Genomic DNA, 24,998 nt, shown 5'->3' with positions numbered 1-24,998 from the left:
GAGTCGTATAATTAACCCATTAAAAAATATTAATATGAAAAAATTACTTTTAGCTATTGCTCTTTTATCATGTGGAATATCTGCACAAGCTCAAAAATGGAATGTAGACAAATCACACTCTAAGTTAGGATTTAGTGTTGTTCACTTATCTATTTCAGATGTAGAAGGTGCATTTAAAATTACTGAAGCAACGATGACTTCAGCTAAAGATGATTTTACAGATGCAAAATTCAATATTGTTGCCGATGTAAATACTGTATTTACTGACAATGAGCGTCGTGATACGCACTTAAAAAGTCCTGATTTCTTTGATGCGGCTAAATTTCCAACATTGACATTTGCTAGCAAGTCAATCAGTAAAGTAGCTGATCGTAAATATAAAGTAGCTGGTGATTTAACCATGCACGGTGTTACTAAGCCTGTTACATTAGATTTAGTGTTAAACGGAACTACTACTAACCGTCAAGGTAAAAAAGTAGCTGGTTTTAAAGCATCAGGTGCTATCAATCGTACTGCTTGGGGTGTTGGAACTATGCCAGCAGCTATGGTTGGAGAAGATATTGAATTACGCGCAAGTGGCGAGTTTATTCAAGAGTAATTATTATTCCAAGTTCTAGTAGAAGGGCGGCCCTAGGTCGCCCTTTTTATTGTCTATTATTTTTTAATTCGGATAGCCCAAAGTAGTGCAAAACAGATAGCGCCATTGAGAATCAATTTAGCGAAACCAAAACCTCCAAATAAAGCTTGAGATTGCCATTCTAGTAAAAAGGTTATGATAGGGGAGGCTACGCAAATAATTGGAACCCATTTGTCTTTTACCTGAGTTTTGGTGAATAAACCAAAGGAGAATAGACCTAATAGCGGTCCATAGGTATATCCAGCCAAATTGAACACAGCCGAAATCAATTCTTGGTTGTTGAAAATATGAAACAAGCCAATGACCACGAAAAATAAAGCGGAGAAGCCTAAGTGAACATAATGTTTGATTTTATGTCTTTTTTGTTCTTGAAACTTCTCAATTCTTAAGAAATCAATACAAAAAGAGGTGGTTAAAGCTGTCAAAGCAGAATCAGAGCTGGCATAGGAGGCTGCAATGATCCCGAGTAAAAAGGTAACAGCCGCTAAGGTGCCAAAGTGCCCATTTAAGGCAAGCATGGGATATAAATTATCGGTCTGTGCAGGAATGGCTATGTTTTTGCTTTGCGCATAGATGTATAATAAGGCACCCAAAGAAAGGAATAAAAGGTTGATTAATAGAAGCACCCAATAAAACCAAAACATGTTTTTTTGCGCTTCTCCGATGGATTTACACGTCAAGTTTTTTTGCATCAAATCTTGATCAAGCCCAGTCATTACAATAGCAATAAAAACCCCGGCCAGGAAGTCTTTTCCAAAGAAATGGGTGTTTTTCCAATCCCATTCAAACATGTGGGAATACTTACTATCTGAAATGGTGTGAACCATATCCATGAATCCCATGTTCATTTGTTGACCTACCAAAAAGATGGTAATAAATAGTGCGATCAGTAGGAATAAGGTTTGTAAGGTATCTGTCCAGATGATTGTTTTTACTCCTCCACGGTGAGTATACAGCCAAATCAGCAAGATGGAAATAAACACTGTCAAGCCAAAAGGAACCCCAATAGGAGCGAAAATAGCGATTTGTAAGACATTAACAGCCAGATACAAACGGGCAGCGGAGCCAATGGTTCTAGATAATAAGAAAAAGGCAGAGCCGGTTTTATAGGACCAAAATCCGAATCGACTTTCTAAATATCCATAGATGGAAATTAGGTTTAGTCGATAATATAAAGGCATTAAAACGAGAGCAATGGTTAAATAACCAAATGAATGCCCTAAGATTAATTGATAATAAGTAAAAGAAGTTTTACCTACAGCTCCTGGAACAGAAATAAAAGTTAATCCAGAAATGGAAGTACCAATCATCCCAAAGGCAACTAACCACCAAGGAGATTGTCTATTGGCTGTAAAAAATGCATGTGTATCTGCACCTTTGGAAGTAATGTAGGAGATGATTAAAAGAAGGCCAAAATAGATGGCAAGAATTCCTCCGGCTAAAGTTACAGACATAGGTGTTTCAAAGGATTTTTTTTAAATTTGCTAAGAGGTCGTTTTTAAAATCGTATCAAAAATATGGAATTCTCGGAAGATAACATTTCTCGTTTTCGTATTTCTTTTCAAAACCAAGAAAAGCATCAAGAAGATGTTGAGGTGGCCTTTGACGAAGAAGTTGTAGCATCTCATCAGTTGGTGGTGTATAATGATGAGGTTAATTCCTTTGATTATGTCATTATTACCCTGATGGAGGTATGTGAGCATAGTCCAGAACAAGCAGAGCAATGTACCTTGCAAATTCATTTTAGAGGGAGATGTGGAGTTAAATCAGGAGATTTTGATGAATTAGTTAGTATGCGAAATGAAATATGTCGACGAGGTATTTCTGCTGAAATAGAGTCTTATCAATAGCTTATGGCCATGAACAATTACCCTTCTCGGATCATTGAACAAGCGGTAGAAGAAATATCGAAATTGCCGGGTATAGGTAAAAAATCAGCATTGCGCCTAGCTCTTCATTTATTGAAAAGACCTGAATCGCAATCCTTGCAATTAGCACACGCTCTAGTTCAATTACGTACAGAGACTCAGTTCTGTCCACAATGTCATATGATTTCAGATGGAGGTTTGTGTGGAATTTGTAATAGTCATAAGCGAGAAGAAAGTCTGATTTGTGTCGTGGAGGATATGCGTGATGTATTAGCCATTGAAAATACAGGTCAATTTATAGGTCTTTATCATGTTCTTGGAGGTATTATTTCTCCATTAGCCGGTATTTCTCCCAGTGATTTACAAATAGATTCTCTTATCCAACGGGTAGGTACGGGTCAAGTCACCGAAGTGATTTTAGGGCTTAGTCCAACCATGGAAGGCGATACTACCGCTTTTTATTTGACAAAAAAATTAAAAGAATTTCCTATTAAAATCTCCACCATTGCTCGTGGTATTCCCATTGGCGGTGATTTGGAATATACGGATGAAATTACCCTTGGGCGAAGTATTGTCGGCCGAGTAGTCTATGAATAAACAATTTTTCTACGCTCATGAAAAGATCACATTTTTTGCAAAAAACAGTCGGGCTTTTAGGCGCGAGTATTGTTTTACCTAGTTTCACATCTCGAGCACAAAGCTCTCTTGAAACAGCCCCATTCAGCCTGCCAGCTCTAGGATATTCATTTGATGCTTTAGAGCCGCATATCGACAAGTTGACGATGGAAATTCACCATGATCGTCATCATAAAGCTTATGTTGATAATTTAAATAAAGCTGTTACAGGAACTCCTGCTGCTTCTTTATCATTAGAGGCAATGATGGGTCAAATGAGTCAATTACCCGTAGCTGTTCGCAATAATGGAGGTGGACACTGGAATCATAGCTTTTTTTGGAAATTGATTGGACCAGCTACAGGCACTAAGCCAAGTGCAGATCTTTTGGCACAAATACAGAAAGATTTAGGTGGATTAGATGCACTAAAAAGCGAATTTGCAAAAGCTGCTACCGGTCGATTTGGTTCTGGCTGGGCTTGGTTGCTTTGGAAAGATGGGAAATTGGTCATTAGTTCAACTCCCAATCAAGATAATCCATTAATGGATGTGGCAGAAGTAAAAGGTACACCTATTTTAGCATTAGATGTTTGGGAACACGCCTATTATTTGAAATATCAAAATAAAAGAGCTGATTATATTACGGCGTTTTGGAATGTAGTCAATTGGGATTTTGTATCTCAGCAATTTTCATCAATAAAAAAATAAAACATGTTATTAGAAGAAATCCCTTCTTTGGATTTGAACGAATTTACTTCTGGCGATCCAGTTAGAAAGGCCAAATTTGTTCAGGATTTAGGTAATGCCTTTAATACGATTGGCTTCGTTGCGGTGAAAGGACATGGCCTTTCAGATGATTTTACAAAAAAATTATATCAAGAAGTTGAGCAATTTTTCCAATCACCTGATTCCTTAAAACAAGCCTATGAAGTTCCCGGTATTGCGGGACAGCGAGGATATGTAGGAAAAGGTAAGGAAACTGCTAAGGGATTTAAAGTGCCTGATTTGAAGGAGTTTTACCATGTGGGTCAGAAACATCAAGACGATGGAGATTCAGTGTGGAGTGAATATCCAGAAAATATTTTCCCCAAGGAATATCCCGATTTTGAGACATATACGGTTGGAGCTTATCAAACCTTAGAAAATGCTGGTAAATCACTTTTAAGAGCGATTGCTTTGTATTTAGAGTTACCTGAGGATTATTTTGAAGATAAAGTGAAAAATGGGAATTCCATTTTAAGAGCCATTCATTATTTCCCGATTCCTAATCCAGATGCTTTGCCAGAAGGAGCTGTTCGTGCAGCTGCCCATGGAGATATCAATTTGATTACCTTGTTGATGGGTGCATCTGCTGAAGGCTTGGAAGTTTTACGTATGGATGGAAAATGGATTCCAATTACTGCTTTGCCAGACCAAGTGGTGGTGAATGTGGGAGATATGTTGGATCGACTGACAAATCATCATTTGAAATCTACGATTCACCGTGTAGTGAATCCACCAAGAGAGAAAATGGGTACATCTCGTTATTCCATTCCTTTTTTCATGCACCCTAGATCGGAAATGGATTTAACTTGTTTGGAATCCTGTGTATCTGTAGAAAATCCTAAAATGTATACCGATATGAGCGCTGGAGAGTTTTTAACAGAGCGTTTAATTGAATTAGGTTTGAAAAAATAAGCCCATGTGGAGAAAGCCCAAACATGTCGAATTCCTTTGGGATGTGTTAGTGTTGGCTATGACTTCATTTGGTGGTGTGCAAGTACATATAGCCCTTTTCCTCAAAAAATTAGTGAAGGAGAAGGGCTATTTGACGGAAGATGAATTGTTTGAAATCCAAGCTCTTTGTTCTTTTTTACCAGGTCCCACTTCGACCCAAATGATTACAGCCATTGGCTATAAAAGGGGAGGTGCCAATTTAGCTTATGTTACGCTGATTGCATGGATTAGTCCTGCGGTTTTTGTTATGACATTAGCTGCTTTTGGGATGACTTATTTAAGAAATAGGGACATTATTCAATTTGTAACTCCAGTGGGTATTGGCTTAATTCTTCAAGCAGGATGGATTATGGCACAAAAGTTTCTGCGTGCGCCCATGTATATCCTGATATTTTTGTTCACGGTGGCCATCGGTTTGTACATCCAAAGTCCTTTTATATTTCCTGTTTTACTTTTGATAGGCGGTTTGATTTCGTCGTTGAATTTTAAAGATTTTCCGCGTCAGAATAAACATAAAATGATTATCCCCTGGGCCAATTTTCATTTATTCTGGGGCTTTTTGGTCTTTTTAGCAGTCTTGGGGCATTTTACGGATTATTATCCCATTCGAATTTTTGAGAATTTTTACCGAAATGGGAGTTTGGTTTTTGGAGGTGGACAAGTGTTAGTTCCTGTCTTATTTACTGAATTTGTTGAATTTAAGCACCTCATTCGTGAAGATGATTTCTTGACGGGGATGACCTTGTCTCAGACCTTACCAGGGCCCGTTTTTGCACTTACGTCTTATCTTGGTGTATTATTGATGAAAGATTATGGTACCCTTGGAGAACTTGCGGGTAGCGTTATTGGAGCATTAGGTATATTTTTACCGGGTACTTTCCTTATCTTTTTTGTGTATCGAATTTGGGGACAATTAAAGCAGTATCGCTTTATAAGAGCCTCTTTACCAGGAATCCAATCCGTTTCGGTTGGATTAACCATCGTGGCAGTATATGCCTTTATTCATCCGATGATTATACAAGCGAACCTGATTGGATTCGGTATCGTTGTGGTGACATTTTTGGTGGCGCAAATGACAAAGCTTCCACCCATTGCCTTGTTTGTTATCGCTTTATTAGCTGGAATAATTGTTTCTTAACGCAGTAGATTTAATAAATACTGACCATATCCACTTTTTACCAATGGTTTGGCAATCGCTTCTAATTGTTTAGCATCAATAAAACCCATACGGTAGGCTACTTCTTCAATGCAGCCAATTTTCATACCTTGACGCTCTTCGATGACTTGTACAAACTGACCAGCCTGCATCAAAGAGGCAAATGTACCTGTATCTAACCAAGCTGTTCCTCGGTTTAAAATACCCACTTTAAGCTTTCCACGTTTTAAATATTCTTTATTGACATCCGTGATTTCATATTCACCACGAGGAGAAGGAGCAATGTTTTTGGCTATTTCAACCACCTCATTGTCATAGAAATATAAACCTGGGACGGCATAATTCGACTTAGGTTGACTCGGTTTTTCTTCGATGGATAAGACATTATTGTTTGAATCAAATTCCACCACTCCGTATCGTTCAGGATCGTTGACAGAATAGGCATACACGACTCCACCATCCGGGTCATTGTTGGCTTGAAGTAGCTTACTTAAGCCAGAACCATAAAAGATGTTATCTCCTAATACTAAGGCCACCTTTTCTTTTCCAATGAATTTTTCGCCGATAACAAAAGCTTGCGCTAAGCCATTTGGTTCAGGTTGAACGGCATATTCAAAGCGACAGCCAATTTGTGAACCATCACCTAATAATTTCTCAAAGTGAGGTAAATCATGTGGCGTGGAGATAATCAATATTTCACGTATCCCTGATAACATCAAAATGGATAAGGGATAATAAATCATTGGTTTGTCGTAAACAGGCATTAATTGCTTACTTACTGCTAAAGTCAATGGATGTAGACGAGTTCCTGAACCGCCTGCTAAAATAATTCCTTTCATTTTTATCTTTCTTGATACATGTTTTGATAATACTGCTGGTAAGCTCCAGATGTGACATCTTTCAGCCATTTCTCATTGTTTAGATACCAATCTACGGTTTTTTCTAAACCTTCAGCAAATTGTAATGAGGGTTCCCAGCCTAGCTCGTTCATGATTTTATGTGCATCGATGGCATAACGTAAATCATGGCCTGCACGGTCTGTTACATAGGTAATCAATTGCTTGGATGTTCCTTCTGCACGACCTAGTTTTTGATCCATAATTTGGCATAATAAATGGACTAAATCGATGTTTTTCCATTCATTGAAACCTCCAATGTTATAAGTATCTCCAATCTTTCCTTGGTGGAATACCGTATCAATCGCGCGAGCATGATCAACTACATAAAGCCAATCCCTTACGTTTTCACCTTTTCCGTATACAGGTAAGGGTTTGTTGGTAAGGATGTTATGTATCATCAAAGGGATAAGTTTCTCTGGGAAATGGTTGGGTCCATAATTGTTGGAACAATTCGTGATGACGGTCGGCAAACCATAGGTCTCATGAAAAGCTCTTACAAAGTGGTCAGAAGAAGCTTTGGAAGCTGAATAAGGAGAACGAGGATCATAAGGAGTAGTTTCTAAAAAGAATTCCTCTGGATTGTGCAATTCACCATATACTTCATCTGTGGAAATGTGATAAAAACGCTTTCCTTCGTACTGATTAGCCCAATGCTTTTTGGCTGCTTGTAGAAGATTAACCGTTCCAATGACATTGGTTTTAACAAAAGCTAATGGATCTGAAATGGAACGATCCACATGTGATTCGGCCGCTAAGTGCAATACACCATCAAATTGATGTTCAGCAAATAAGGCATCTATATGAACGGCATCGGTGATATCCGCTTTGATGAAATGATAATTTGGCAAATGAGCGATATCTTCGTTATTGGCTAAATTACCTGCATAGGTTAAAGCATCCAAGTTATAAATTTGGTATTCAGGGTATTTCTGAACGAACAAACGTACCACATGCGATCCAATGAATCCGGCACCTCCGGTAATGACTATTTTTTTCATAAAATTATGATTTAAGAAGCTGTTCTTGCCATCTCCAAGAATCAACTAATGCTTCTTCTAAGCTTTTTTTTGTTGACCAATGTAAAATCTCTTTCGATTTATCTGTAGCTGCATAAACAGCTGTTATATCTCCTGAACGTCGAGGTTTTATTTCGTAAGGTACTTTTTTACCTGTGGTTTTTTCAAAGGCATGAATGACATCTAATACTGAACTACCTGTTCCTGTCCCAATATTAAAATAATCATAATAAGTAGCCTGAGGCTGATTTAATAAATAAGCTAATGCCTTAACATGTGCCTCAGCCAGATCACAAACATGGATATAATCCCTAATGGCCGTACCATCGGGTGTTGGATAATCATCTCCAAATACCTGCAAGGGGCCACGTAAACCAGCCACAGATTGCATTAAAAAAGGCACTAAATTAGCCGGGGGGCCAAGAGGCAACTCTCCAATTAATGCACTTTCATGTGCTCCAATAGGATTAAAATAACGTAACGAAATAGCTTTTAAATGGGCATTTTTGGCATGAACACTATCTCGGATGATTTCTTCACAAATTTGCTTGGAATTCCCATAGGGGGAAACTGCTGGTTGGACGGGGGCTGATTCCGTCACAGGTAAGCTTTCTGGTTGTCCATAAACCGTACAAGAAGAAGAAAAAACAAGGTTTTTAACACCGTATTCATTCATTTTCTCTAACAACAAGACTGTTGCAGCTACATTATTTCGGTAGTATTTTAACGGATTCTCTACAGATTCACCAACTGCCTTAGCTGCGGCAAAATGTATCACTCCATCAATGGTATACTGTTGAAATAGTTGGTCATAGACCGAAGCATCATTGACGTCACCTTCTACATAAATCACCTCATCCTTAGTGATGGTTTTTAAACGTTCAATGACATCGATGGATGAATTGGCAAAATTATCAACGATAATAGGAGTGAAGCCGTTTTCTTTTAGGACTACATAGGTATGTGAGCCTATGAAACCCGCTCCTCCAGTTATTAAAATATTCATATATTGAATTGATGCTTCAATGAGCTAGCAAATTTAGGCTTATATTCTCTTGAAAAAAAATATATCGGGTCAACAATTATTGTACGGGCTTACCATGTAAGCCGTTTGTAATTCGATACTTAGTGCTTATTTTTGATACAAATTAAAACCCTTATGAAGGAACCAGCTATCAAAGCCATGATTCAATTGCTCGACGACAGTGATTCTGAAGTCGTACAATTGGTGGAGCAACAGATTCGGACCTTAGGGCCTTCCATTATTCCTGTTTTGGAATCAGAATGGGAACAATTAAGCTTAAACCCATTTTTGCAAGAGAAAATTGAAAATTTGATTCATGATTTTCAGTTGGAATCTATGCGTAATCGACTGGCAATCTGGAAGGAAGCTGGGGGAATGGATCTCATGGAGGGAATGTGGATTGTGGCAACCTATCGCTTTCCAGACTATTCTTTTTCTCAATTAAAGACAGATTTAGACCAACTTTATTATGAAGTTTGGCCTCAAATACGAGAGAATTTGCATCCTATGGATCAAATTAAAGTGTTGAATGGGGTTATTTTTGACCAATTGAAATTTGGTGCCAACACTAAGAATTTTCATGCGGCCAATAATTCCTATATCAATGTGGTGTTGGAGAGTAGAAAAGGAAACCCGATTAGCTTATGCGTCATTTATATGTGGATCGCGCAACGATTAGGATTTCCGGTATATGGAGTCAATTTGCCTAATTTGTTTGTGTTGACATACAAGCAAAAGGGTGTGCAGTTTTATATTAATGTATTCAATAAGGGATTGATTTTCAATCGAGTAGATATTGATAACTATTTGGCGCAATTGAACTTAGCTCCCAATGAAATCTACTATAATCCATGTTCGAACTTAGAAATCATTCGTCGAGTGCTTCGGAATTTAATCATGGCTTACGATAAGGCAGGAGATGAGGAGCACAAAAATGAATTGAGCCAAATAATCGATTCATTGGATTAAATTCGAAGTGCTAAACTAATCCAGAAGTTGGGGAATTCTTCCTGCCAAAGCTCAAAGTCAACTCTTTCTTGAGCTAGCTGGACAAATCCTTTTTCTATTGGACCTATTAAATTAAAACCGATTTCTTTCCTAAAATCTAGACCAGCTTGATGCTGCGCTTTGTAAATAGCTTCTTTAACAGTCCAAGCAGATAAGAGTTTGATATCATCATTTTGAGACCAAGCTAATTCACTTTGGGATAGAAAGCGAGCAGCCACTTTCTGTATGTTTCTATCTTTTTTTTCAAGGTCCAGGCCAATGCTATTTTTATAACTTAACGCTGCAGCCACATAAGGAAACGAATGACTGATGCTGATTTGCCAGTCGGAATCACTTAAATAAGGTCTATTAGTACTTGATTTCAATAATTCGATTTCATGACCTACTTGGGATTGAACAATTTGCCACAAGCAATATCGTGCCGCCAAAGACTCTAATCTCTTGGTTTCATGTGCTTGATTGGGAGGAAGTGTCATTTTCCAAGAATCAGGAATTTGGGCAAAAAAGGCCTCATTTTCTGTAATTTCCCAAATCATACAAGAGGTTCCCGTAAAGTTTAATTCTTGAATAGGTAAAATTTGAGGCATGTATGAACGTATTTGCTGGTAAAATTACCATTTTTGTGTTCAAATTTTGACATCATGCAAATTGAACGGATAGATACCTTTTCAGGGCATCGTGGACCGATTTATTCTTTAGCATCTGGGGAACAAGCGCATGAATTTTATTCAGCAGGCTCAGATGGATGGGTAGTTCAGTGGAATTTACAAAAGCCAGATTTGGGCAAAGTTGTAGCTCAGATAAACGGGTCTGTGTACGCGATGAAGCAGGACGATCAAGGCGTATTATGGGTGGGTCAAAATTTTGAAGGAATTCATGGAATTCAATTATCCAATCAGGAACGTATTTTTTCAATTGCATTAGGAGCAAATTCCATCTTTGATATCTTATTTAATCAAAATCAAGTTTGGGTGGCCCATCAAGATGGATTGATTAGTGTGGTAGATAGCGTTTCGAAGCAAATTATCAAACATATCAAGGCAAGTGATAAGAGTGTTAGAACCTTACGCTTATTACCTCAAGGCCGTATAGCTGCAGCGTACAGTGATGGGTATATCCGTATTTTTAATTCAAAATTTGAACTGGAATATGCTTGGAAAGCCCATGAAGGAAGTGTTTTTGGCATACAATATTGGGAAAAGGAAGAAGTGATCATTTCGGTAGGAAAGGATGCCCGAATTAAGAAATGGAAATTAAGTACTATTCATTCCGCTCAATTCTTACCAGAATCAGAGGTGATTGCGCACATGTATTCCATTCACGATTTAGTCTTTCATCCGCAAAAGCATTTATTTGCTAGCGCCAGCATGGATAAGACCATCAAAATATGGGATGCAACAGATTTGACTTTGTTAAAAGTGATTGATGCAGCACGATATGGAGGGCATAAAAATTCGGTTAATAAATTAATTTGGACTTCATTCGATGATCAGTTAGTCTCAGCATCGGACGATAAAAATATCTCTGTTTGGAAGATTCATTAATTTTTTTTCTATTTTAGCAGATTATGAAGCATATATACGAACTACCTGAAGCAGCTTTTTCTAAATCCTTTCGTGGATACGATGTTTCTGATGTGAATGATTATTTATTCCGAATTGAAGAGTATCATCAGTCGGTCCAACAAACACAAGATCGCTTGGAAGCCAAGATTGCAGATCTAGAAAAAGAGCTCAATCGTTTAAGAGAAGCCGAATCTTCCATGTTGAAAGCCGTTCAAATGGCTGAGGAAGCTCAATTGAATTGGAAAATAAAAGCAGAAAAAGATGCTGAACTAGCTTTGCAGAAGGCGGAAAAGCAAACAAGTAATCTAATTGAACAGGCGGAGAAAGAGGCTGCCAAAATCAAATTGATGGCAGAAGGAGAATCTAAGCAGATTTTATTACAGACAAATCAAACGATTAAGGAGCAGGAACGTGTTTTGCGAGGACTTCAAGAAGCTCAAAAAGAGGTTGCAGAACAATTGATGGGCATTTCAGAAAAAACATTGCAACAAATCAAAACTTGGTCTGTTTCTAATGATTCCCTACTTACTGTCAATTCGGAAATAGAAAATAGTCAAGTACTTGATAGTAAAACGGTAATTCCCAAAGCCCCAAGAGCTCCCAAACAGGTAAAAAAAGCTAAAAAGACTTCGGTGAAAGCTAAACCCAAAGGAAAAGTTGGCCGTCCCAAGTCAAAATCATCTTCCAATGCTGAACAAAAAATACCAGCCAAAAGGGGAAGAAAACCTAAGGCTATCATCTTAGCTGAGCCAGTAAAAAAAGCTACATCGCAAAGAGCTAAAAAAATACCAGTTAGAAAGAATAAAGGAATAGATCCTACCCAATTAAGTCCTGATGATAGTCTTCCAACATTGAACAAGGTATTGGAAGCTTATGCTAAATCTTCTGGGCCACAAGGGAAGATTGGAGAGATAAATTAGTATGGACTTTTACCAAGTTTCCTGGCAAGGATTACGTTTTTATGCCTATCATGGTTTCTTCCCGGAAGAAAGAATATTAGGTAATTGGTATGAATTGAATATTACAATTAGCTTACTTTCTCTTGAGGAGTTTCAAGATAATTTAGAACAAACGTTGGATTACAGTCAAGTTTACCAAATTTGTCAAACTATCATGAAAGAGCCAGTTGATTTATTGGAAACATTGGTTGAAAAAATGGGGAGTTCCATTTTTCATCGTTGGCCACATATCAAAGGAATAGAGTTAAGCCTAAGTAAAATCAATCCACCATTAGGACAAAGTCAAGGAAATTCCTGTATTCAATGGCATAAAACATTTGAATAACAGGCTGGTTTATAGATAGTAGAAACAAAACGTCAAACGGAATGCGTCATCAAGTAACAATCAAAGATATTGCTAAGCAGTTGAATGTTTCTGTGGCCACTGTTTCACGCGCCCTTCGTGATTTACCTGATATTCATCCAGATACGAAGAAATTAGTTTTGGATCTGGCCAAAGAATGGGACTACCAGCCTAATTTGTTGGCTACAAGCTTAGTGAAAAGTAAAACCAAGACATTGGGTTTAATTGTGCCTGATTTAGGGTATTACTTTTTTTCTACCGTCATCAAACACATTGAAGAAGCAGCAGTTAAAGCTGGATACAGTTTGCTGATTACGCAGACGCAGGAGTCTTATGAACGTGAATTGACCAATATTCAAAATTTGTCGAGAGGTCAAGTGGATGGAATCATTATTTCACTTTCTCGTGAAACCAGTAATTTTGAACATTTGACTCGTTTACAGAGGAGAGGAATACCTTTGGTATTTTTTGATCGTAATTGTGAGGATATTGAAGCTTCAAAAGTCATGGTGGATAATGAACAATCAGCCTATGAAGCAGTTAAGCATTTAATTGAAAATGGATGTAAGCGGATTGCATTTTTGGCAGGTCCAAAGAACGTTTCTGTTAGTAATCAAAGGCGATTGGGTTACATACATGCTTTAGAGGAAGCTGGTTTATCAGTAGATCCTAGTTTGATCATACATTCTGACTATTATCAAGATACTGCTCGATCTCAGACTCATTTGCTCATGCAATGCGACAATCGACCTGATGGGATATTAGTGGTTTCTGATCGCTTGGCCTTAGGTGTATTGACAGCATTGAAAGAGCTTAAAATAAGTGTTCCCCAAGATGTTAAGATTGTTAGTTTTAACAATGAGCCAATATGTCAAGTGATTTCTCCGACAATAACCTCTGTTTCACAGCCCTTAGATGATATTGGTCGGATTTCAGTGGAATTGCTTTTGGCTCAAATAGAGCATAAGACAGGGGAATCTATTCCTAGAATAGAAGTATTGAAGACAAATTTGGTCGTGAGAGAGTCCTCAACCAAACTGAATTAATGCGTTAATTTAAGGGTGAATCTTTTACCTTGATAATGGTATTCCAAAATGTATTGACCACTGGGGATTCCATCCATGATATGCTGGTCTACTACACCTTCTTTTTGGATTGATTTCCAAGGCCTTCCCAACAAATCGAATATTTGCAATGAATCAAAAGGTTGAGATATTAACTCTTCCCAATTCGTGGTACCTAATGGAGGATTAACGGTAATTTCATATTGATCTTGCAAACATTTTTGACTGTCGGTAACCGTATAAGTGCTTGATTTTAAAGGCCTTAAATTTATTTTTTCGGATTTGTCGCCGGTTGACCAATTATAAGAATTGGCAGGTGCAGGCCAGGAGGCTTTAAGTTCGATGGCATCGTAGGCATTGATGGTTTGCTTAATGACTTTGTTGACTTCTTTAAAAATGGTAAACTGATCGATCACGGCACCATCTTCATCAATGAATTTGGCATCTAAACGATTATTTTCAATGTCAACGGCCATGGATCCACCTCGCTTATCCAGAGAGAATTCCATTACTGGATGTGGCCAGTTGAAACGATGTGCGGCAGTTTGTCCTCCGCATCCATTGACTACATAGGTGGTACCTTTTTTACTTGGATCTGAGTTATTCATGACATAGGCGCAGGATTTATCTGTACCGTCATATCTTCCAGATGAATTAAATGGCCAGTTTTTTTCCGGAGAAAACTCACTAGACAGGCCATATTGACCCTTTAGCGGTCTAGATCTTTCATAAACATGGCTATGGCCAGACATTACCAAATCAACCCCGTATTCGTCAAATACGCGTGTTAAATAATCCCTAAGCTTGATGATTTCACCACTGACATCGGAGTCATAAGTACCTTTTGTATATACTGGATAATGAAAATACACCACTTTCCAGTCTTGCTTGGTGGCTTTTAAATCTTCCTTTAACCAATTTAATTGGATATTATTGACTTGATCAAATATGCGAAAATTGTCTTTTCCCCAGGCATATGAATCTAAGCAAACGAAATGTGCGTTCCCATAATCGTAAGAATAATAGGCTTCGGAAGTAGAGGGAATACCACCTAATTCACCTTTGCTGGGTAAGGTGAAATTTTGAAAATAAGCCATATTAGGCTCATCTTGTTGATACGGGAAAGGCTGATTATCATAATCATGATTACCTACAGATGGGAATAAGGCGCTTTGACGTAATAAACGACCCGTATGATAAGGGGTGAAAAATTCATCTTGCCAACAAGCATCACTTCCACCGCAATATACATTATCTCCTAAGCTCAGGAAAATATTGGTATAATTGTTTTTCTGGTAGTTTAAATAGGCATTGTATACCTTTTTTTGAGTATCGCCTGCAGCCATGTCGCCCACTGAAAAAATGGAAATTTTTTCTTTAGAACCAATACTTGGAGCTGTTTTGAAAAAGTATGAGGAGTCTCCCACAATTTCTTTATCTCCCAAATGAACTCGGTAATAATATTTAGTACTAGGTAGTAAGGAGTTTAAGGGAAGACTATGTTCGGTTTGAGCGCTGGTGCTTTTTATGCTTGGACTGAAACTTTTACCATCCGTACTTAAGCTGATTTCAGAGGTGATGGCTTGATCTGTACGGTAACGAATTAGAACGGAAGTAGATTGAGCTAATTGAATATAAGGGTATCGAATAATTTTTTGTGCTGAGGAAAATGTAGAAGTGCATAAAATCAATAACAGGGAAATGAATCCGATACTGGAATAGTATGCTGAAATGATTGATTTTCTTAGGTTCATAATTTTTGGTATCGAGTAAAGATAAACAAAAGCCCAAATTTTGTATTCAATCTGTGTCTTAGAGCGAGTGATTTTTTGAATAGCCCATTGCTCTTAGTCATAAAACAATCAAACTATTTAGATTGAATATAAATAATTTCAAATCTACGAAAGAATGTGCGATATACCTAGGTGCTTTGGATTTGAGAACCGATTAGGTAGCACTCAACTTTTGGATAAACTAAATGAAAGAAATTTGAAATAATTAGGGTAGGATTAGTAGCTTCATTCACAGGTGTTTATAGGAAATTTTAAATAGGAGAGGGGAAAAAAGGAGGAAAAAGGGAAGAAAATTTGGTGAAAATAATACCTAGTTCATGTTGGAAATAGACCTAAAAATGAAGGTGGGAAATGAGTCCTAAAATGCTATTTTTTTAGGTGGGAAAAATTGACAATTTATTGTGATTTATCTTGGAAAAATAGGCATAATTAATGATATTTGTAGCTATTGGAAATCTCTGTAATTCAATCATTTTTTGAGTTGATTCTTGGAGGTTGTTCAACGCATCAAACCATAATTTATGTCAGTATCTACAAATATTATCCCTATCAACATCGAAGATGAAATGAAAGGGGCGTACATTGATTATTCAATGTCAGTAATAGTGTCTCGTGCATTACCCGATGTTCGAGATGGATTGAAGCCGGTTCACCGGAGGGTGTTGTTTGGAATGGAGGAGTTGGGAGTTAGTTATAATAAGTCATACAAGAAATCTGCTCGTATTGTCGGGGAGGTATTAGGTAAGTATCACCCGCATGGTGACTCATCTGTGTATGATACGATGGTGCGTATGGCTCAGGACTGGTCTTTACGTTATCCTTTAGTAGATGGTCAAGGTAACTTTGGTTCGGTAGATGGGGATTCTCCAGCAGCGATGCGTTATACCGAGGCAAGATTGAAGCGAATTGCCGACGAAATGTTGTCGGATTTAAATAAAGAAACCGTTGATTTTCAGCCCAATTTTGATGATTCATTAGAAGAGCCAACCGTATTGCCGGCTAAGATTCCTAATTTATTATTAAATGGTACTTCGGGAATTGCTGTGGGTATGGCTACTAACATGGCTCCACATAATTTATCGGAGGTAGTAGACGGTATTTCGGCTTATATTGATAACCGTGATATTACAATCATGGAGTTGATGCAATATATTAAGGCACCCGATTTTCCAACAGGTGGTACTATATATGGTGTTCAGGGGATCAAAAATGCTTTTGAGACGGGTCGTGGACGTATTGTTGTTCGTGGAAATGCGACATTTGACACCTCGAAGACAGGTAAGGAGCAAATCATTGTTTCTGAGATTCCTTACATGGTAAACAAAGCGTCATTAATCAAGCAATGTGCTGATTTAGTGAACGACAAAAAGATTGAGGGAATATCTGAAATCAGAGATGAGTCTGATCGTCAAGGAATGCGCATCGTATTTGATTTGAAGCGTGATGCGGTTGCTAATGTTGTATTGAATAATTTATACAAGCATACAGCACTTCAATCTTCTTTCAGTGTCAATAACGTAGCCTTAGTAAAAGGACGCCCTATGATGCTTAATTTGAAGGATTTGATCCATCATTTTGTTGAGCATAGAAATGAAATTATTGTTCGTCGTACTAAATACGATTTACGTGAAGCTCGCAAAAGAGCCCATATTTTAGAAGGTTTTATCATTGCATTAGATAATTTAGATGCAGTAATTAAATTGATTCGTGAGTCCAAAGATCCGAACTCAGCACAAGAAGGCTTGATGTCGACTTTCAACTTATCTGATTTGCAATCGAAAGCTATATTGGAGATGCGTTTACAGCGTCTTACCGGTATGGAGCGTGAGAAAATCATGAATGAGTATGCCGAGATCATGAAGTTAATCGAGGATTTGGAAGATATTTTGGCAAAACCTGATCGTCAGTTACAGATTATCAAAGATGAATTGACTGAAATGAAAACACGTTATGGTGATGAGCGTAGAACGCAAATCAACATGACAGATGATGAATTCTCAGTGGAAGACATGATTGCAGATGAGGAGATGTTGATTACTGTATCTGCACAAGGTTACATCAAGCGTACGCCTATCACCGAATATCGTGCTCAAACAAGGGGAGGAGTTGGTTCTCGAGCAGTAGCGACAAAAGACGATGATTATACTGAGCATTTATTTACAGCAACGATGCACAATTGGTTGTTGTTCTTTACCGAACGAGGTAAATGCTTCTGGTTAAGAGTTTACGCCGTTCCTGAGGGTTCTAAAGTTTCCAAAGGAAGACCTATTCAAAACTTGATGAACATTGAGAATGGAGATAGTATTCGTGCTGTTATCAATGTGAAATCGATTACTGATCCAGATTATATTGACAATAACTTCATTGTTATGTGTACGGAAGACGGTACGATTAAGAAAACAAGTTTAGAAGCGTACTCTCGTCCTCGTCAAAATGGTATTATTGCCATTACGATTCGTGAAGGGGATCGTTTATTAGATGTAGCTTTAACTAACGGAAATAATCAAATCGTCATTGCTACTAATACTGGTCGTTCTGTTCGTTTTGAAGAGACACGTGTTCGTCCAATGGGGCGTTCGGCTGCTGGTGTGAAAGGTATTTGGATAGATGAGGATATTGCTACGGAGAAAGTAGTTGGTATGGTTTGTGTATCTGATCCAGAAGTACAACAGTTGTTAGTTGTATCTGAAAAGGGATTTGGTAAGCGCTCGGAAGTAGAAGATTACCGCTTGACTAATCGTGGAGGAAAAGGTGTTAAAGCTTTGAATATCACTGAAAAGACAGGTAATTTAGTTGCGATCAAAGAAGTGAATGATAATAATGATTTGATGATCATTACAAAAGCGGGAATTTTGATTCGTACTAGTGTAGCTGAGTTGCGTGTCATGGGTAGAAATACCCAGGGGGTTAAGTTGATTCGTTTGAAAAACGAATCAGATGAAATTTCATCAGTGACTAAAATCGACAAAGAGCCTGAAATAGAAGAGGTTGAAGTGCTTGATGGAATTGCGACCGTTGTGGAGGATACTATCATAAGTGATTCCTCAGAAGCGGGTAAAGAAGGGGAGGAATTAGGAGCAGAAGATGAAACTTTAACAGAAGAATAATAATTTTATCGGCCTGAGATTAAATTCAGGCTTTTTTTTAATTTAATCAAACACATGAAAAAACTAGTTTTAACCCTGTTTACTGTGGCTATGGCCATGGGCTCGACCTTCGCTCAAGCGGATAAGGCTTTGGTAGAGGCTCAGAAAAAATCGATCTTGGAGTCTGTAAAGAAATCAGATGAAGAGGCAAAAAAAGCGCCTACGAAGGCCAAATCATGGTTAAATAGAGCTTTAGCTTATGTTGACGTAGCGTCTTTTCCTGATTCTACTTTTGCATTGACGGATGCAGATGCAGCTTTTAAAGCCATTGAATACATCAATGAAGCGGTTAAGTTGGATACCAAAGATGGTAAAAAAGGTTCGATTGCTAAAGAAGCAGAGAAATTGATTGAAGACAAGAAAATTTATACGGCTTTGATGAACATGGGTGTTATCAAGTATCAAGGAAAAGATTACAAAAATTCCTTGAAATACATGTCTAAAGCTTCTGAGTTAACTCCTAAAGATACAACTTCAGCTATGTATACTGGGGTGGTTGCTCAGTTATCTCAAAACGATGACGTGGCTTTGACAGCTTACGAGCGTTATATGACAATAGGAGGGAAGGACGTGGCCATTATTTATGGTTTGTCTCAAATCTATAAAACTAAGAAGCAAGAAGATAAGGCTTTGGCTTTATTAGACCAAGGAATTGCTCTTTATCCAGCTAGTAAGGATTTGAAAAATGAGAAATTCAATATGTTGATTTCTTTCAATCGAATCGATCAAGCTATTGATCAATTGAAAAAAACGATAGCTGCAGATCCAAAGGATGCTATGTCTTTACTAAACATTGGTTTATTGTATGAAAACAAAATCAATGGATTGAATGATGAAGCTCGTAAAATTTCTGATAAAACAGTTAAGGTAGAAGAAGCTAAACGTAAAATAGCGGCTCAGAAAGAGCAAGTAGCAGCATTCGCGGAAGAGATTACGCGCAATAAGGCTAAATTAAAAACTGCTCAACCAAAGCAAAAAGCAGCTATTACTGCTCAAATTGCTCAATTAGATGGAACAGTTAAAGAGCAGAACGCAAAACTAGAAGAGTTGAAAGGGGAGTTGAGTAAGGTAGAATCAGAAGTAGGGGATGCAGCTCAAAATGCAGCTAAATTAGCTGACTTGAATGCTAAAATGGATGCTTTGAAGTCAGAAGTTCCTGGCTTTTATACTAAGGCTTTAGCTATTGATGCCAATTATTATGATGCATTATATCAAATGGGAGCTTTCCGTTTCAATGAAGCATCTGAAATCAAGAAGAAAGTGAATGCCATGGATATGGAAACATATAAAAAGGAAGGTAAAAACGTAGAAGCTCAAATTTCAGCTAAATACAATGAAGCATTACCATTCTTTGAAAAGGCTTATGCTGCTAAAAAAGACGAGGATTTGAAAGAAATCTTAAAGCAAGTTTACCGAGAACTTAAGATGGAAAGCAAATTGGCAGAGTTGAAATAATCTGACTTTCATTAAATTTTAGCCCATCAGCCGAGGATTTAAATCCTCGGCTGATTTGTTTACTAGAAAAAGCCCAATCTTAAGATTGGGCTTTTTGTTTATAGAGATGAATTATAAGCAAAGCAAATTAGCAGAATCTGATTAAAACAGGTTATCCGAGGATTTAAATCCTCGGATGTTGGTCTAAACGCCACAGCCTTGGATTTAAATCCAAGGCTGTGGCGTCATAATACATGATACAAAATAATGATTGTGGGGGATTGAATTTAATGAATCGATTATAGCATTTACCTTAATACACAATCTATTTAACATAATATATATTATATAACAAATATAATAATGATTACAAATCACGAAAATCTATAACTTATAATCTATAATTTATAATTTCCTCTCACGGTTTTGTCTGAGGTAAAGCCATGGTAAACTCTGTCCATTCGTTGGGATTAGATTGAACCTGAATTGTTCCGTTATGCAAATGAATAATACGTTCTACTAAAGATAGTCCGATACCATAGCCTTTAGATGAGGCGGTATTTTCACCACGGAAAAATGGTTGAAAAATAAATGGTAGATCTGTTTTAGGAATACCTTTTCCTTCGTTTTTCACGCGAATATTGATGGTGTTATGGTAAACGCGCAATCCCACAAAGGCACAATGTTTAGGACTGAATTTACAGGCATTTTCCATCAAGTTTTTAATCGCTGTTAGAATCAGTTTCTCATCACCCCGAATCATCAATTCTTCTTCATCATCAGGCATAAATGATGTATCAATGCTAACTTTATAATGGCTATTGAGCTTTTGAGTTAAGCTTCTAGCTTCCCAGATAATTTCATCAATTCGAATTAATTGAAAACCTGCTTGATAGTCTGAAACGCTAATTTTGTTTAATTCTAATAATGATTCAGTGATAGCTGCCAGTTCTTGAGTATCTTCTAATACAGAAGCTATGGTCTCTTTATAATCTTCTGCGGCGCGTTCCTTTAGTAGACTAACTTCCAATTGAGAGGAAATCTTTGTTAATGGGTTTTTTAGTTCATGGGACACATTCGCAATGAATGTTTTTTGCAGTTTAAAAGCATTCTCGATGCGTTCTAATAGACGATTGATAGTGGATACCATCTTCCCTATTTCGTCCTCAGAATCAGAGGATTCCAGCCTCTCTTCCAATCTTTTGGGAGAAAGATGATCAACTTGTTTGATGACTTCAGAAATGGGATTGACAGCTCTACCAGCAAAAAACCAGCCTGATATCACCACAATGAACACAAATAAGAGAAATAAGGCTATCAATATGTTTTTTAAATCCTTCGCATTTTCAGCGGAATATTGATCAACAGCACCCGCAAAAACCACAATTCGGCCCTCTGGAGTGGCAAATACAGTTCCAAGAATTTCAATATCTTCATGCGCAAATCGTACTTCTTTTTTGCGACGCACTTCCTTTACTCGGTTAACATCTATATGAAACGAAATGGTATCATTCGAACGGTAAATACGTTCATTGCAGGTATCATAAGCCATGATATTTTCCCGGAAGAGAATGTCCCGGTTAGCTCGGTCAATGATACGTAATAGCTTAGAATCCACTTGGTTGACATTGACCAGGAGCTCTGCTGCTGTATTAGCCTTTTGCCTTAGTCGAGAATAGAAATTCTCCTTATAATTTTGCTGCGAGAAAACATAGATAATTAGATAGGATACGAATAATATCGCAGACACCAAATAGGTAAATTGATATGTCAATCTGGAACGTATCTGCATGTTTTCTTATTCTTGTCGGAGGATATAACCCATACCAAACTGCGTATGTATCAATTTACTAGGGAAGTTTTTATCCACTTTTTTACGTAAATAATTGACATATACCTCAATGAGGTTTGACGAATTTTCGTCTTCAACCTCCCAAATATTTTCAGCGATTTCAGCTTTGGAAATTACTTTTTCTTGGTTTTTTAGGAAGTATTCCAATAATTGAAACTCTTTAGCTGTTAAATTGATCTTTTGCCCTGAACGTGTGACTAATTTACTAGTAAGGTCAAGTTCTAAATCAGCAAATTTAAGGACTTGAGAATCTACAAGAGTTTGATTAGAACGCTTGATAAGAGCCTTTACACGCGCCATAAATTCTTTGAAATCAAAGGGTTTAGCTAAATAATCATCAGCTCCAGCTTCAAATCCTATCAATTTATCGTCTGTTGTGCTTAATGCAGTCAACATTAATATGGGTGTTTGAATACCTAAGCTTCTCAGTTCTTTACAAAGTTCTATTCCATTGATTCCTGGAATGATGATGTCAGAAACGATCAGTTGATAAGTATTTCTGGTAGCTAATTGCTTGCCCATAAGACCATCGTAAGCCACTTCTACCTCATAGTTATTCTCTTCCAAACCTCTTTTTAAGGATTGCACTGTTTTAGGTTCATCTTCTATGAGTAAGATTCGTATCATCCAATGATGTCTTTAAGATTAGCTGGGGAGTAAGCGATTGATTTTAATACTTTATTGTCCGATTTACGGTAAACTTTCCATAAACCATGTTCTTCCTTGATTTCCGCTTCGGTGCCATCTTTTAAGAAGTAATATTCCACCGTTTTTTCAGCTTCTTCTAGGCTTTTACAGGCCTTGGACATATTAGAACGCTGAACTTCATTAAACAAATCGACAAATTTTTCTCCCAAACCAAATTCCAAAACAGCTCCCGATAGAACATATTGTAAATCACATAAAGCATCAGCTATTTCTATCAAGTCATGGTCTTTGATAGCTTGTTGTAATTCTTCTAATTCTTCTGCCAATAAACTCACCCGTAGTTTGCAACGATCTTCAGATGGAATACACGGTTGAGCTAAAATAGGAGCTCCAAATGTTTCATGAAATAAGGCAACTTGATTTAAGGAATCGATTTTTTTCATAAGGAATATCTAATAGATTAAAATTAGTCAATTAATTGAATAAAGTAAATCCCTAAAATGGATGCTTTATCCACATTTTACGGTGATAATTTTCGGTACAATTTGAAATGACGGAATTATCAAGCTGAATTTGTTTCCTTTTGTACACATTTCCACGACTTATCCACAGCTCCTTGTGGATAAGTAAAGTCAAATTAGTTTAAATCGAACAGATTTATAAAAAATAAGGGAATATATAGGGCTAACTCAAAGGTCTCAAAATACAATTGTGCACGAATGTGGATAAGTCGTGGATAAGTCAATCAGAATGTTACTAATTGTTAATTCGTAACAATATATAGAACAACAGGAATGTTAGAACACCAGGAAATATAAATTATTGTTTTTTATCATTCGCTAGGTTTACTTTCTGTAAAAGATCCATCAGTATAAAAGATGATAACTCGTTCAATCCTTTTAGTCAAATGAGTACTTGAAGCGGCTTGATTAGCAACAGCCATCGAGGAATTGCCTGAACTAGGGCTGATTTTAGCGCTTTCTCGGTTCCGCCTGAGATTTGATTGTACGATAGTTGGCTCAGCTAAAGAATTTTTATCCGATTCTGAAGGGCTTGCCTCTGGAGCATCAAAAAGAGAAGGATTGGAATTAGTCACCTCTATTTTAGAAGTGGGAGATGAATTTAAGGAGAGTAGTCGATCATCAAATAATAATTCCTCTGCGGTTAGCTCTGGAAAAGCTTTAAGGATTTTCTGAACAACATCCAAGCTAGGCTTATTTCTGCCCGACAAGATATGGGATACACTACTTCGTGGTATTCCTATCTTGTCAGCAAATTGAGAAGAACTGATTTGTTTTCTCTGAATTAACAATTCTATCTTTTGACTTAAATTCATCTTTGTAAATATTCATTACGAGTTACAAAGTTAAATTTATAATAGACAAAAGCAAAATTTATTTATATTACAAATGTTTATGATTTGATTATACAATTGTCACCAAGTGTAATTAATTTACTTTTGTATAAGCCACCTACAGCCTTCTTGAAATCCTTTTTTGACATACCTAATTGCTCATAGATTTCTTCCGCAGGGCTTTTATCGTGTAGGTTTAATGTACCACCATGTAGTTCAATAGCTTCCATAATCTTTTCCCTTTGTGAATCCATACGTTGAATGCCTACGGGTTCAATACGTAAATCAAGTTTACCATCTTCACGTATGTTATCAATGTAAACATCTAATAATTGCCCGAGTTTAACATTTGTAAATATTTCATTTTTGAATAATTGACCAAGTTTACAATTGTTTACTAAACATTTGATTCCTAAGTTGGTGTATTCAAATGGTAATGCTTGTACTTTCTGACCAATTGTAAATTCTTCCACTTCGTCTAATAGGGATAAGAACTTATCAATTCTAGCTGATGCCACAATCCGATCAGTTTGAGGATCTAGGTAGACATATACTAAATATGACTTTCCTACAGACATCTTTTCCCATTGTTGACCAAAAGGAACTAATAGATCTTTCATTAGACCCCATTCAAGGAAAACACCTATTGGGGTAACTTGCTTAACTTCTAGGAAGGCAAACTGATTAATCGTGGCCAGCGGTTTTAGCGTAGTCGCTATGATTCGATCTTCTGAGTCTCGGTAGATGAATACATCGATGAATCCATCTATTTCATAACTTTCTGGTACATACTGAAGAGGAAGAAGTATTTCATCTTCATATCCATCTAAATACAATCCGAAGGGGACTTCTTTGACGATTCTTAATCGATTATATTCCCCAATTTTTAATTCATTTTCCAT

General features: G+C 37.2%; 24 protein-coding genes. 13 read left to right on the top strand and 11 right to left on the bottom strand.

Annotated features, from left to right (window positions below):
* Positions 1 to 34 precede the first annotated feature (34 nt).
* A complete protein-coding gene (locus EWU22_RS09945) occupies positions 35 to 598 on the top strand; it encodes a YceI family protein (RefSeq protein WP_130925402.1) in 564 nt (187 codons plus the stop codon).
* Positions 599 to 654: 56 nt separating this feature from the next.
* On the opposite strand, the gene EWU22_RS09940 is transcribed toward EWU22_RS09945, so the two are convergent.
* Complete coding sequence (locus EWU22_RS09940; RefSeq protein WP_109323172.1) at positions 655 to 2,091, bottom strand: sodium:solute symporter; 1,437 nt, start codon at positions 2,089 to 2,091, stop codon at positions 655 to 657.
* A 63-nt stretch (positions 2,092 to 2,154) separates the two neighbouring features.
* Between EWU22_RS09940 and EWU22_RS09935 the strand changes: the two genes are divergently transcribed.
* From EWU22_RS09935 to EWU22_RS09915, 5 genes are read left to right on the top strand one after another with little or no spacing between them, the layout of a single operon-like run.
* A complete protein-coding gene (locus EWU22_RS09935) occupies positions 2,155 to 2,487 on the top strand; it encodes an ATP-dependent Clp protease adaptor ClpS (RefSeq protein ID WP_130925401.1) in 333 nt (110 codons plus the stop codon).
* Positions 2,488 to 2,496: 9 nt separating this feature from the next.
* Positions 2,497 to 3,102 carry a recombination mediator RecR gene (gene recR / locus EWU22_RS09930; RefSeq protein WP_109325069.1) on the top strand — a complete coding sequence of 202 codons (606 nt, stop codon included), beginning with the start codon at positions 2,497 to 2,499 and terminating at the stop codon, positions 3,100 to 3,102.
* A gap of 17 nt (positions 3,103 to 3,119) precedes the next feature.
* Positions 3,120 to 3,827 carry a superoxide dismutase gene (locus tag EWU22_RS09925; RefSeq protein WP_130925400.1) on the top strand — a complete coding sequence of 236 codons (708 nt, stop codon included), beginning with the start codon at positions 3,120 to 3,122 and terminating at the stop codon, positions 3,825 to 3,827.
* A gap of 3 nt (positions 3,828 to 3,830) precedes the next feature.
* Positions 3,831 to 4,796 carry an isopenicillin N synthase family dioxygenase gene (locus tag EWU22_RS09920; protein WP_130925399.1) on the top strand — a complete coding sequence of 322 codons (966 nt, stop codon included), beginning with the start codon at positions 3,831 to 3,833 and terminating at the stop codon, positions 4,794 to 4,796.
* A gap of 4 nt (positions 4,797 to 4,800) precedes the next feature.
* Positions 4,801 to 5,973 carry a chromate transporter gene (locus EWU22_RS09915; protein WP_130925398.1) on the top strand — a complete coding sequence of 391 codons (1,173 nt, stop codon included), beginning with the start codon at positions 4,801 to 4,803 and terminating at the stop codon, positions 5,971 to 5,973.
* Here EWU22_RS09915 and rfbA read toward each other — a convergent pair.
* From rfbA to galE, 3 genes are read right to left on the bottom strand one after another with little or no spacing between them, the layout of a single operon-like run.
* Entirely contained in the window at positions 5,970 to 6,830 is an 861-nt protein-coding gene (gene rfbA, locus EWU22_RS09910) for a glucose-1-phosphate thymidylyltransferase RfbA (protein WP_130925397.1), read from the bottom strand. The two genes, EWU22_RS09915 and rfbA, sit on opposite strands and share 4 nt — an antisense overlap.
* Before the next feature lie 2 nt (positions 6,831 to 6,832).
* A complete protein-coding gene (rfbB, locus tag EWU22_RS09905) occupies positions 6,833 to 7,888 on the bottom strand; it encodes a dTDP-glucose 4,6-dehydratase (RefSeq protein WP_130925396.1) in 1,056 nt (351 codons plus the stop codon).
* A gap of 4 nt (positions 7,889 to 7,892) precedes the next feature.
* The gene (gene galE / locus EWU22_RS09900) at positions 7,893 to 8,912 is read right to left on the bottom strand and encodes a UDP-glucose 4-epimerase GalE (protein WP_130925395.1); all 1,020 of its coding nucleotides are present in this window, start codon (positions 8,910 to 8,912) and stop codon (positions 7,893 to 7,895) included.
* Positions 8,913 to 9,065: 153 nt separating this feature from the next.
* Between galE and EWU22_RS09895 the strand changes: the two genes are divergently transcribed.
* The gene (locus EWU22_RS09895; RefSeq protein ID WP_109323164.1) at positions 9,066 to 9,899 is read left to right on the top strand and encodes a transglutaminase-like domain-containing protein; all 834 of its coding nucleotides are present in this window, start codon (positions 9,066 to 9,068) and stop codon (positions 9,897 to 9,899) included.
* Here EWU22_RS09895 and EWU22_RS09890 read toward each other — a convergent pair.
* Positions 9,896 to 10,525: a 4'-phosphopantetheinyl transferase family protein gene (locus EWU22_RS09890; protein ID WP_130925394.1), complete on the bottom strand. Its 630-nt coding sequence runs from the start codon at positions 10,523 to 10,525 to the stop codon at positions 9,896 to 9,898. The genes EWU22_RS09895 and EWU22_RS09890 overlap by 4 nt on opposite strands.
* Before the next feature lie 54 nt (positions 10,526 to 10,579).
* Here EWU22_RS09890 and EWU22_RS09885 point away from each other — a divergent pair, with 54 nt between their 5' ends.
* The 4 genes from EWU22_RS09885 to EWU22_RS09870 are packed head-to-tail and all read left to right on the top strand — an operon-like array spanning position 10,580 to position 13,851.
* The gene (locus tag EWU22_RS09885; protein ID WP_130925393.1) at positions 10,580 to 11,482 is read left to right on the top strand and encodes a WD40 repeat domain-containing protein; all 903 of its coding nucleotides are present in this window, start codon (positions 10,580 to 10,582) and stop codon (positions 11,480 to 11,482) included.
* A gap of 23 nt (positions 11,483 to 11,505) precedes the next feature.
* A complete protein-coding gene (locus EWU22_RS09880) occupies positions 11,506 to 12,423 on the top strand; it encodes a DivIVA domain-containing protein (protein ID WP_130925392.1) in 918 nt (305 codons plus the stop codon).
* A gap of 1 nt (position 12,424) precedes the next feature.
* A complete protein-coding gene (locus EWU22_RS09875; protein ID WP_130925391.1) occupies positions 12,425 to 12,787 on the top strand; it encodes a dihydroneopterin aldolase in 363 nt (120 codons plus the stop codon).
* A 41-nt stretch (positions 12,788 to 12,828) separates the two neighbouring features.
* On the top strand, positions 12,829 to 13,851 hold the full coding sequence (locus tag EWU22_RS09870; RefSeq protein ID WP_109323160.1) for a LacI family DNA-binding transcriptional regulator: 1,023 nt from the start codon (positions 12,829 to 12,831) through the stop codon (positions 13,849 to 13,851).
* On the opposite strand, the gene EWU22_RS09865 is transcribed toward EWU22_RS09870, so the two are convergent.
* A complete protein-coding gene (locus EWU22_RS09865) occupies positions 13,848 to 15,623 on the bottom strand; it encodes a metallophosphoesterase (protein ID WP_130925390.1) in 1,776 nt (591 codons plus the stop codon). The genes EWU22_RS09870 and EWU22_RS09865 overlap by 4 nt on opposite strands.
* A gap of 560 nt (positions 15,624 to 16,183) precedes the next feature.
* Here EWU22_RS09865 and gyrA point away from each other — a divergent pair.
* On the top strand, positions 16,184 to 18,769 hold the full coding sequence (gyrA, locus tag EWU22_RS09860) for a DNA gyrase subunit A (protein WP_109323158.1): 2,586 nt from the start codon (positions 16,184 to 16,186) through the stop codon (positions 18,767 to 18,769).
* A 54-nt stretch (positions 18,770 to 18,823) separates the two neighbouring features.
* Positions 18,824 to 20,263 (top strand): tetratricopeptide repeat protein, encoded by a 1,440-nt coding sequence (locus tag EWU22_RS09855; protein WP_130925389.1) that lies wholly within the window; start codon positions 18,824 to 18,826, stop codon positions 20,261 to 20,263.
* A gap of 397 nt (positions 20,264 to 20,660) precedes the next feature.
* On the opposite strand, the gene EWU22_RS09850 is transcribed toward EWU22_RS09855, so the two are convergent.
* The 5 genes from EWU22_RS09850 to EWU22_RS09830 form a co-directional block, all read right to left on the bottom strand.
* The gene (locus EWU22_RS09850) at positions 20,661 to 22,034 is read right to left on the bottom strand and encodes a HAMP domain-containing sensor histidine kinase (RefSeq protein ID WP_109323156.1); all 1,374 of its coding nucleotides are present in this window, start codon (positions 22,032 to 22,034) and stop codon (positions 20,661 to 20,663) included.
* Between the two features lie 6 nt (positions 22,035 to 22,040).
* Positions 22,041 to 22,718, bottom strand: coding sequence for a response regulator transcription factor (locus tag EWU22_RS09845; protein ID WP_109325060.1), 678 nt, complete (start codon positions 22,716 to 22,718; stop codon positions 22,041 to 22,043).
* The gene (locus EWU22_RS09840; RefSeq protein WP_109323155.1) at positions 22,718 to 23,185 is read right to left on the bottom strand and encodes a pyrophosphohydrolase domain-containing protein; all 468 of its coding nucleotides are present in this window, start codon (positions 23,183 to 23,185) and stop codon (positions 22,718 to 22,720) included. The genes EWU22_RS09845 and EWU22_RS09840 overlap by 1 nt, the downstream gene beginning before the upstream one ends.
* Before the next feature lie 389 nt (positions 23,186 to 23,574).
* Positions 23,575 to 24,078: a helix-turn-helix transcriptional regulator gene (locus EWU22_RS09835; protein ID WP_130925388.1), complete on the bottom strand. Its 504-nt coding sequence runs from the start codon at positions 24,076 to 24,078 to the stop codon at positions 23,575 to 23,577.
* Positions 24,079 to 24,155: 77 nt separating this feature from the next.
* Positions 24,156 to 24,998, bottom strand: coding sequence for a CvfB family protein (locus EWU22_RS09830; protein WP_109323153.1), 843 nt, complete (start codon positions 24,996 to 24,998; stop codon positions 24,156 to 24,158).

The organism is Aquirufa nivalisilvae (assembly GCF_004307455.1).
Taxonomy (GTDB): domain Bacteria; phylum Bacteroidota; class Bacteroidia; order Cytophagales; family Spirosomataceae; genus Aquirufa; species Aquirufa nivalisilvae.
The sequence above is the reverse complement of the archived record's forward strand: the minus strand, read 5'-3'. Positions and strand labels throughout refer to the sequence as shown.

Bases quoted from the DNA above. Each gene is read 5' to 3' on its own strand.
- recR (WP_109325069.1), top strand. From the start codon at position 2,497: ATGAACAATTACCCTTCTCGGATCATTGAACAAGCGGTAGAAGAAATA.
- EWU22_RS09835 (WP_130925388.1), bottom strand. From the start codon at position 24,078: ATGAATTTAAGTCAAAAGATAGAATTGTTAATTCAGAGAAAACAAATC.
- EWU22_RS09875 (WP_130925391.1), top strand. From the start codon at position 12,425: ATGGACTTTTACCAAGTTTCCTGGCAAGGATTACGTTTTTATGCCTAT.
- EWU22_RS09940 (WP_109323172.1), bottom strand. From the start codon at position 2,091: ATGTCTGTAACTTTAGCCGGAGGAATTCTTGCCATCTATTTTGGCCTT.
- EWU22_RS09870 (WP_109323160.1), top strand. From the start codon at position 12,829: ATGCGTCATCAAGTAACAATCAAAGATATTGCTAAGCAGTTGAATGTT.
- rfbB (WP_130925396.1), bottom strand. From the start codon at position 7,888: ATGAAAAAAATAGTCATTACCGGAGGTGCCGGATTCATTGGATCGCAT.
- EWU22_RS09850 (WP_109323156.1), bottom strand. From the start codon at position 22,034: ATGCAGATACGTTCCAGATTGACATATCAATTTACCTATTTGGTGTCT.
- EWU22_RS09830 (WP_109323153.1), bottom strand. From the start codon at position 24,998: ATGGAAAATGAATTAAAAATTGGGGAATATAATCGATTAAGAATCGTC.
- EWU22_RS09865 (WP_130925390.1), bottom strand. From the start codon at position 15,623: ATGAACCTAAGAAAATCAATCATTTCAGCATACTATTCCAGTATCGGA.
- EWU22_RS09920 (WP_130925399.1), top strand. From the start codon at position 3,831: ATGTTATTAGAAGAAATCCCTTCTTTGGATTTGAACGAATTTACTTCT.
- EWU22_RS09855 (WP_130925389.1), top strand. From the start codon at position 18,824: ATGAAAAAACTAGTTTTAACCCTGTTTACTGTGGCTATGGCCATGGGC.
- galE (WP_130925395.1), bottom strand. From the start codon at position 8,912: ATGAATATTTTAATAACTGGAGGAGCGGGTTTCATAGGCTCACATACC.
- EWU22_RS09840 (WP_109323155.1), bottom strand. From the start codon at position 23,185: ATGAAAAAAATCGATTCCTTAAATCAAGTTGCCTTATTTCATGAAACA.
- EWU22_RS09945 (WP_130925402.1), top strand. From the start codon at position 35: ATGAAAAAATTACTTTTAGCTATTGCTCTTTTATCATGTGGAATATCT.
- EWU22_RS09890 (WP_130925394.1), bottom strand. From the start codon at position 10,525: ATGCCTCAAATTTTACCTATTCAAGAATTAAACTTTACGGGAACCTCT.
- gyrA (WP_109323158.1), top strand. From the start codon at position 16,184: ATGTCAGTATCTACAAATATTATCCCTATCAACATCGAAGATGAAATG.
- EWU22_RS09880 (WP_130925392.1), top strand. From the start codon at position 11,506: ATGAAGCATATATACGAACTACCTGAAGCAGCTTTTTCTAAATCCTTT.
- EWU22_RS09915 (WP_130925398.1), top strand. From the start codon at position 4,801: ATGTGGAGAAAGCCCAAACATGTCGAATTCCTTTGGGATGTGTTAGTG.
- EWU22_RS09925 (WP_130925400.1), top strand. From the start codon at position 3,120: ATGAAAAGATCACATTTTTTGCAAAAAACAGTCGGGCTTTTAGGCGCG.
- rfbA (WP_130925397.1), bottom strand. From the start codon at position 6,830: ATGAAAGGAATTATTTTAGCAGGCGGTTCAGGAACTCGTCTACATCCA.
- EWU22_RS09885 (WP_130925393.1), top strand. From the start codon at position 10,580: ATGCAAATTGAACGGATAGATACCTTTTCAGGGCATCGTGGACCGATT.
- EWU22_RS09935 (WP_130925401.1), top strand. From the start codon at position 2,155: ATGGAATTCTCGGAAGATAACATTTCTCGTTTTCGTATTTCTTTTCAA.
- EWU22_RS09895 (WP_109323164.1), top strand. From the start codon at position 9,066: ATGAAGGAACCAGCTATCAAAGCCATGATTCAATTGCTCGACGACAGT.